We start from the raw sequence: 6,917 nt of genomic DNA on the forward strand, positions 1-6,917 counted from the left end.
TGTGTTGCTGGGTGATCAGGGCTCCTCAGCCCTACGTCTGAATTTCACCTCGATGGCCAGGTCGACGACGTAGGTCATCTCATCGCGGTTGAAGCCGTAGCGCGTGCCCGTTTCGGTCAGCTCCAGAATGTGGTGGACGCCGCCAAGGTTGTGATCGGCAAACAGCGCCTGGCGCAGCGCGCCCATGTGCGGCTCCAACCTCGAATAGACCTGACCGGGGATTGCATCGACAACCGTCGTCAGCCGCAGCTGGGTCCGGTCATTGCGCACGGCCAGCCCCTTCTTATCGTCTGGCTGGTGGTCATCGAGATGGATAACCGTCATCGGCTCGGCCACGTCCTCCGGCTCCAGCACCAGCACGCCAAGCGCTACTCGGCCGGGAAGCGCCGGCTCCAGCCGCTGGTATACCGCGCGGGCAATATCGAAATCCTTCACAGCCTGGCCTCCACCATTTTGAGCAGCACTCCACGCGCGCCGTCGAGCACCGCCTCTTTCGCTTCATCCCCAACTTCATCAACCGCGCGTGACAGGTAAGGATGCGGATCCATTTTGCTGGTCCCTTGTTCAATAAACCGGCCGTAGTAGGCGGTTACCAGATCAGTCTTGCGGCCCTTGCTGGCCTTGGCAGCCAACTTGGCGCGGCTCAGTTCGCCGGCGCGGTTCCGCTTAGCCCTGGTGGCCACGGTGACAAAGCCGGTCAGCGGAGCATCGGTTTTGCGGACGTTGGTCCAGGCGATGATCTGCGAGCGCAGGAAACCACTGTCCCGTGGCGCCAGTTGCTTGGCGCGCCGCATGATGATTTTGACGCCGGCCAGCAGCGGCCGGCTGAGTTCGCGGCGTTCTTCCACCGCGCCGGCCAGCCCTTCCAGCCGGGCAAAAATCCGCGACCGAGCGTCATCGGCTTTGAGGCTGACGTCCATCGTCAAACTCCAAAATCAGTTCCATGTCGCGGCGCCGGCCGTCGCGGTCTATCGGCGGCGCTTTGACTGTGTAGGTTCTGGTCACGCCGTCCTTGACGTGAACCAGCCGCATGCCGGCCTCAATGCCTGGCCGCCAGCGCAGGAAGGCGCGGGCGTCGATTTGGTGCAGCGTGACATCGCCGATCCTGTCGCGGCCGGTGATGTCGGCTACGTTTGCCCGGGTCTTGCAGACCAACTCCCAGCCGCTGACATTCTCGCCGTGGTCGTTTTTGCGCTTCACCTCGCGCAGTATCTGGATCGAATGTCGCAGGCGGCCGGCTCTCATAGCGCCACCACTTGCATGGTGTAAGGCGTCAGCATCTCGTCAACGAACGATTTAGGCAGGTCGGTCACGATGGTCCCGGCGATGAACTGCTCGCGGAACTCGTAGAACGTGCCGACTCGGTACAGCAGCCACTGTTGGATGTCTTCCGGGACACAGTCGCCAGTGGCGCCGAATCCCGCCATGTAGTTGATCTGGATCGCATCCGGCGCGGCGTCGATTTTCGGCCACGCCGCCCGCGGCCGGATGAACAGGTGCGGCCCGTCTTCCAGTGCGACGAAGTCGCGCCACTCCACCACCTGGCCGGCCTGCCGCAACATGATAGACTGCACCGCCTTGGCATTCGCGGTCTGCAGCAGCAACGAAGGGATCAGCGGCCACTGGCCGAAGGTCTCGCGGTAGCTCGCCGTCAGCAACGGCCCCTTGAGCTTCCCCTCGCATGCGCGCACCGCTGCCCGCTCCATCAGCGTCAGCAGCTCGTCGTCATCGGTCATGTCGAGATCGACGTTGCATTGCTGTTTGATTTGTCCCAGCGTCAACACCGCCGCCGCGCTGCGCTGGGTCACCACGGCGGCCATGATCAGCTGGCCTCGCCGGCTGCGCCGCGGCGGCCGGAGTTGCCTTGCCGCTTGTTAGCGTCGCCGCCTTCGTCCGCCTTGTCGGCTTTATACAGCTCAACAACATCGGACTCGGACAGTTTCTCCAGCCGCTCCACGTGCGATTCATCGAAGCCGGCGATATCGCCAGGGGTGTAGATGCCATGCGGCTTCAAAAACTTGACTACGATTTTGTCCATCTCGCTCTCCAGCTTGAGTTGTTCGCGGCCGGATATCCGGCCGCTACTGCCTTACTTGCCCCACTTCACCCCGATGCCGATGGAGATCGACTCGCGGTGACGCGGGCCGAAATCGTGTTTGGCGATCACGCGGATCAGGGTCTGATCGCGCTGGAAGGCGCTGATGACGTTGCCGTCGCCGTCCTTGTAGGTCGCCTCCTTGGAGAAGTCGATCATCAAGGCCTGGTCCTCGCCGATGAAGCAATCGGCGAAGTCGGCAAAATACAGCTCCGATTCATCGCCGCCGGCGCCCAGGTTGTTGGGGATTTGAGTGGTCAGCCCGACCGGGTAGCCTTTCAGCTGCTTCTGGCCCAGCTCCAGATACACCTTGTTGCCCTTCATGTCGCGCAGGCCTTCCAGAAAACGGAAGGTGCGCGGCGACATCACCCAGCCCGGCTGCACCATATTGGCGTCGACGCCTTCCAGCGCCAGGATCAGCGTATTCAGGAACAACTCGATGGCCTGCAGCGCCGCGGCGTCGATGGCGGCAATCGCCGGCGCCGGGAACACATTGCCCGGCAGCACCCAGTTGCGCAGGCCTTTGGGCAGGTTGCCGCTACCGTCATCGCGCAGGAACGCCTTGTCCTCGCGCGCGCCGACGGCCGAGGTCAGATCGTCCACCACGACGCGGTCCACGTTGGGGCTGATGCCCGAGTTGGCCAGCAGGTCGTTGCTGATCGGCACCAGCGCGGCCATCTTCTTGGACGACAGCTTCAGGTCGTCGAACTGAGCGCCAGTGACCGGAGCGTCGGTGTCGGTGCCGATGTAACCGACCTGTGCGCCGCCCTTCAGCCGCGGGATGGTCAAGTTGCCGTTGTTGAGCGGCAGCGAGCGGGCACCCAGGCGGCGAACCACGGTTTTCGGGCGCAGCAGTTCGATCACTTCGCTCGCCAGATTGGTCGGCACCAGCACGCCACCAGCCGAAGGCGTGGCGGTATTCAGGGCAGCAGCCACCTCAGCGCCGTAGCCGCGCTGGTCGGCGATGTTGGCGGCGGCTTGGTAGTTGCCTTGAGCCTCGATCAGGGCCATGGCCAGGTGAGCGACACCGGCGCCGGCAACCTTCTTGCCGGCAGGCTGGGCGTACAGTTTGTCCTCCGGCGGCGCGCCTTGAGCGTTCAGGCTCTCCACCTGAACGGCAGCTGCCGCCTGCATCTGCTCAGCAGCTTCCAGTCGTTGCAGCTGCGCGCCGAGCTGGTTGAACTCGGCGTGCATGGCATTGATCTGCTCGATCTGCTCGGCGCTCATCACCTCGCCGGCAGTCTCCAGGGCGGCCATCTCGGCCACCTTGGCGGACAGTTCGGCACGGCGGCGCTTCAGTTCTACGATCTTCGACATTCGGTTTTCTCCAGACGAAAAAAAACCGCCTCTCGGCGGTAGAAATAAAAAAAGCTCCTTTCGGAGCTGGGTTGTCGTCGCCGTGCGGCGGCGCGTTGGATCAGAGTTTGAGATTCAGGCTCATGGCCATGGATGCGGCAATGGCCTGAGTGCTGCCGCGTGCTTTCGGCACACGGGCACGCTTGGCGGCGACGCTGGCGGCAATGCGGTTCACCGCCTGCTGCTGGCTCTCCAGGCCGTCGGCCAGACCGGCCTCAATTGCATTGCCACCGTAGAACAGCCCTGCCTCGGTGTCCTTCACGGCGGACACTTTCATGCCGCGGTTCTGCGCGACGGTGTCGCAGAACATTTCGTAGTAGTGGTCCAGCATGCTGTCGGCGGCAACCATGGCCTCCTCGCTCAGCGGCCCGGTCTGCGACATGTCGTCTTTGCGAGCACCGCGGTAGAGGGTCGTTACCTTCACCCCTTCGTTCTCCAGCTTCTGGCTGAAATCGGCGTGCTTCATGATCACGCCGATGGAGCCGACGCCGGAAGTCTTCGACAGCACGATGTCGCTGCAGGCGCTGGCAATGGCGTAGCCGGCGCTGAACGCGCTGTAGTGAACCAGCGCGGTAATCGGTTTGACGTCGCGACCGGCGCGGATGTCGTCCACGAACTCGAAGCAGCCGGACACCGCGCCGCCGGGCGTGGCCAGGTCCACAACGATGTGCTCAATGCTCGGGTCGTTGAGGCCGGCATTCAGCTGGCTGCGCAGGCCTTCATAGCTAGCCTGGTTCGAGCACAGCCCGACATCGTTGGTCCGCGGCACCAAGATGCCGGCGACCGGCATCACCAGCACGCCGCTGCCGCGCGCGGCCTCCATGCGCCGGTCCTCGGCGGACACTGCCTGCACTGCGCCGTGGTCGCCGTCATCCTTCCAGGCCGTCATCGGCAAACCGATGTTGACCTGCTGCAGGTTGACGCCCATGCGCTGGCCAGCCCAGGCCACCGCTTCATGCAGCATGTCCGGCAGCACCATGTGCGGCGTGTTGAACAGCTGGTGCAGGAAAAGATGCTTTTTCACTATTCATTCCTTGACTGGTATTAGGTTTACCCACAAGCAAGAGCGCATATTGGCTAGAGAAACACCTGCTCGTATTTGACTTCCATAAATGTCTAGGCTAAATTGAGCGGCAAGAGCGTAGAAACTCTTGCAAGCGGAAACTCCCACGCCCGTCAGCCGTGGCTTTTTTACGCCCATAGTCCGCCTGGACTGTGGGTCTAGGTTTAGGCCGGGAGGGCGGTAGCCATACAATACCCGCAAGGGGAAAGCTGCCCGCTGTCTTGCACAGTTTCTACCCTCCCGGCCGCCTCATAACGTGACGGTCAATCCGAGTAGAAACGGAGCACGACCATGAAAGCCTTATCGTTCCAAGACACACAATTCGATGTAGTTGACCATTACGGTCAACCCTGGCTCAAAGCTGCCGACATTGCCCGTGCGCTGGGCTACAAAAAGGCAGATGCTGTAACCCAGATTTACGACCGCAATTCAGACGAGTTCACCTCAGCAATGTGCCAGACCCTCAATTTGAGTGTCTCGCAAAACAACGGGATTTTGAGCCGTGAAACCCGCATCTTCTCCCTGAGGGGGGCTCACCTCCTTGCAATGTTCGCCCGCACAGCAATAGCCAAAGCATTCCGCAAGTGGGTTCTGGATATTCTAGATTGCACAACTACTCCAGAGCACCCTGACACTACCCTACTCCCTGACGACGCGGTGATCTTCAGCGAAGGACGAGTCCAGCAGTTGTACTGGCACGCGTGGCGCAGTTACAAGGTGATCATGCAGCAGGAGCTGGACCACGGGATCAACGAAGACACGCTCCGGCTACACAACACCTGGCGTTCGATGTATCCACGGCAGATCGTGGACGGCATTCAGCGAGATTTGATGCTGACTTGCTACAAGGGGCTGACGGATAAAGGCCATCCCAAACAACCCAAACAGTAACGCCACTTACAAAAAGCAAAGCACCCTGCTCTCAATGGGCAGGGTGCCCTCAAGACATGAAACCTCAAACGTATACTTGCCAACACTGCGGCGCGAACTTTGTGAGAGAAGCAAATCGAGGCTATAAATTTTGCTCAAGAATCTGCTTTCACATCAGTCGAAAAGGGCAAAGGCTAGTCAAGCGAGAGATGACCGTCAACTCCTGCAAATGGTGCGGAGAACAATTCAAAAGCCAAGAAAGCGCTGGTGCTAAGAAGAATTTTTGTTCTCGATCCTGTCAAGCATATTGGCATTCCAAAAAACCGGTTTGCCTCCCTCTTTCACCTCAAGATGCGGCTTACATCGCAGGTATGCTTGATGGGGATGGTTCAATCACGATTAGTGATAGAACTGAAAGCCGCCCCAGGACATCTAGGCCATCCGTCTATGTATGCATTACAAACTCTCACGAGCCATTAATGCATTGGTTGGTTGAGAAAACTGGAACAGGAACGATAACTGCGGTTGCACCATCCTTAAATTCTATTGTCAAAAGAAATAAGGCTGTCTACCACTGGCGTTTAACATCGATCTCAGCACTTTCTCTTCTCCAGCAAGTCATTCCATACATGATTGAAAAGCGAGAGAAAGCAGCCGAGGCTATGGCAAGCCAGCCTCTTTTTGAACAGTTTCAGCACTTACCGGTTCATGATTAAGGGGTCTTAAATACTGATCGCCGCCCGGGATCGGCGGCAGATTCTCCAGCCGGCGGATGTCGTTGACCGAGAGCCAGCCCCATTGCCGCCCCACCGCATACGCGGCATAGCGGGTCTGCGTGTCGCCGCGCAGCAGGCCGCCCACGTTGAACTCGATGTAGTACTCGTCACGTTCATTCGGCAGCAGCAGGTCGCGCATCATGGCCTGCTCGTGCCGGCGCAACCACGGCAGCAGGCAGTAGACGACGAATTCAATCGCCTGGTGCTCGATGTTGTTGTTGGTTGCCCGGTCCAACAGCCCCACCTTGTGCGGCGGCATCTTGTAGATCTGAGCGATCTCCAGCGCCGACAGCTTGCGGCTGTCGATCAACTGCGCATCCTCATTGGTCATCGACAGCGGCCGGAACGACATGCCGTCTTGCAGTACCGCCACCTTCATCGCGTTGCTGGTGCCGGCGTACTCCGCCCGCCAGCTATCTTTGATGTCCTGAACGCGGTCTTTCTTCAACGGCTCCAATGTGGTTTGCCCCACCACCGCCGGCCGCTCCAACACGCCGGCCAGATGGGTGCCGTTGGCAAAAACCTGGCTGGCGTGGTCTTGCGTTGCAAGGGCCAACCCGATGGTGTCGCAGTGCAGTTGCACCGGACTCACGCCGGTGTAGCCATTGAGGGTGAACCAGCGGACGTGATGAATCATCCGCATCGGCATCGCCGGGTTGCTGCCAATCCGGTAGTACGGCAGCAAGTCCTCGCCTTTCAGGACCGTTACTTTGGGATGGTCCAGCGGAATCAGCGCCACCGGGTAGCCTGCCGCATC

9 protein-coding genes are annotated in these 6,917 nt (G+C 60.3%); 1 reads left to right on the plus strand and 8 read right to left on the minus strand.

Annotation, left to right across the window (positions count from 1 at the left end; translation table 11 throughout):
• Positions 1–15 precede the first annotated feature (15 nt).
• The 7 genes from HA052_RS24360 to HA052_RS24390 all read right to left on the minus strand — a co-directional run bounded on the left by HA052_RS24360 (position 16) and on the right by HA052_RS24390 (position 4,475).
• A complete protein-coding gene (locus HA052_RS24360) occupies positions 16–435 on the minus strand; it encodes a hypothetical protein (protein WP_166453996.1) in 420 nt (139 codons plus the stop codon).
• On the minus strand, positions 432–920 hold the full coding sequence (locus tag HA052_RS24365; protein ID WP_166453997.1) for an HK97-gp10 family putative phage morphogenesis protein: 489 nt from the start codon (positions 918–920) through the stop codon (positions 432–434). Before HA052_RS24365 ends, HA052_RS24360 begins: the two co-directional genes overlap by 4 nt.
• On the minus strand, positions 895–1,245 hold the full coding sequence (locus HA052_RS24370) for a head-tail adaptor protein (protein WP_166453998.1): 351 nt from the start codon (positions 1,243–1,245) through the stop codon (positions 895–897). Before HA052_RS24370 ends, HA052_RS24365 begins: the two co-directional genes overlap by 26 nt.
• On the minus strand, positions 1,242–1,820 hold the full coding sequence (locus HA052_RS24375) for a head-tail connector protein (RefSeq protein WP_107732503.1): 579 nt from the start codon (positions 1,818–1,820) through the stop codon (positions 1,242–1,244). The genes HA052_RS24370 and HA052_RS24375 overlap by 4 nt, the downstream gene beginning before the upstream one ends.
• 2 nt (positions 1,821–1,822) lie before the next feature.
• Positions 1,823–2,038: a hypothetical protein gene (locus HA052_RS24380; RefSeq protein WP_166453999.1), complete on the minus strand. Its 216-nt coding sequence runs from the start codon at positions 2,036–2,038 to the stop codon at positions 1,823–1,825.
• Positions 2,039–2,089: 51 nt separating this feature from the next.
• Positions 2,090–3,412 carry a phage major capsid protein gene (locus HA052_RS24385; protein WP_166454000.1) on the minus strand — a complete coding sequence of 441 codons (1,323 nt, stop codon included), beginning with the start codon at positions 3,410–3,412 and terminating at the stop codon, positions 2,090–2,092.
• 100 nt (positions 3,413–3,512) lie between these two features.
• The gene (locus HA052_RS24390; RefSeq protein WP_166454001.1) at positions 3,513–4,475 is read right to left on the minus strand and encodes a S49 family peptidase; all 963 of its coding nucleotides are present in this window, start codon (positions 4,473–4,475) and stop codon (positions 3,513–3,515) included.
• A gap of 330 nt (positions 4,476–4,805) precedes the next feature.
• Between HA052_RS24390 and HA052_RS24395 the strand changes: the two genes are divergently transcribed.
• The gene (locus HA052_RS24395; RefSeq protein WP_166454002.1) at positions 4,806–5,405 is read left to right on the plus strand and encodes a BRO-N domain-containing protein; all 600 of its coding nucleotides are present in this window, start codon (positions 4,806–4,808) and stop codon (positions 5,403–5,405) included.
• 639 nt (positions 5,406–6,044) lie between these two features.
• Here the strand turns inward: HA052_RS24395 and HA052_RS24400 are convergent.
• A partial coding sequence (locus HA052_RS24400; RefSeq protein WP_166454003.1) for a phage portal protein occupies positions 6,045–6,917 on the minus strand: 873 nt, incomplete at its 5' end.

Source organism: Chromobacterium fluminis (assembly GCF_011602385.1).
GTDB classification, from domain to species: domain Bacteria; phylum Pseudomonadota; class Gammaproteobacteria; order Burkholderiales; family Chromobacteriaceae; genus Chromobacterium; species Chromobacterium fluminis.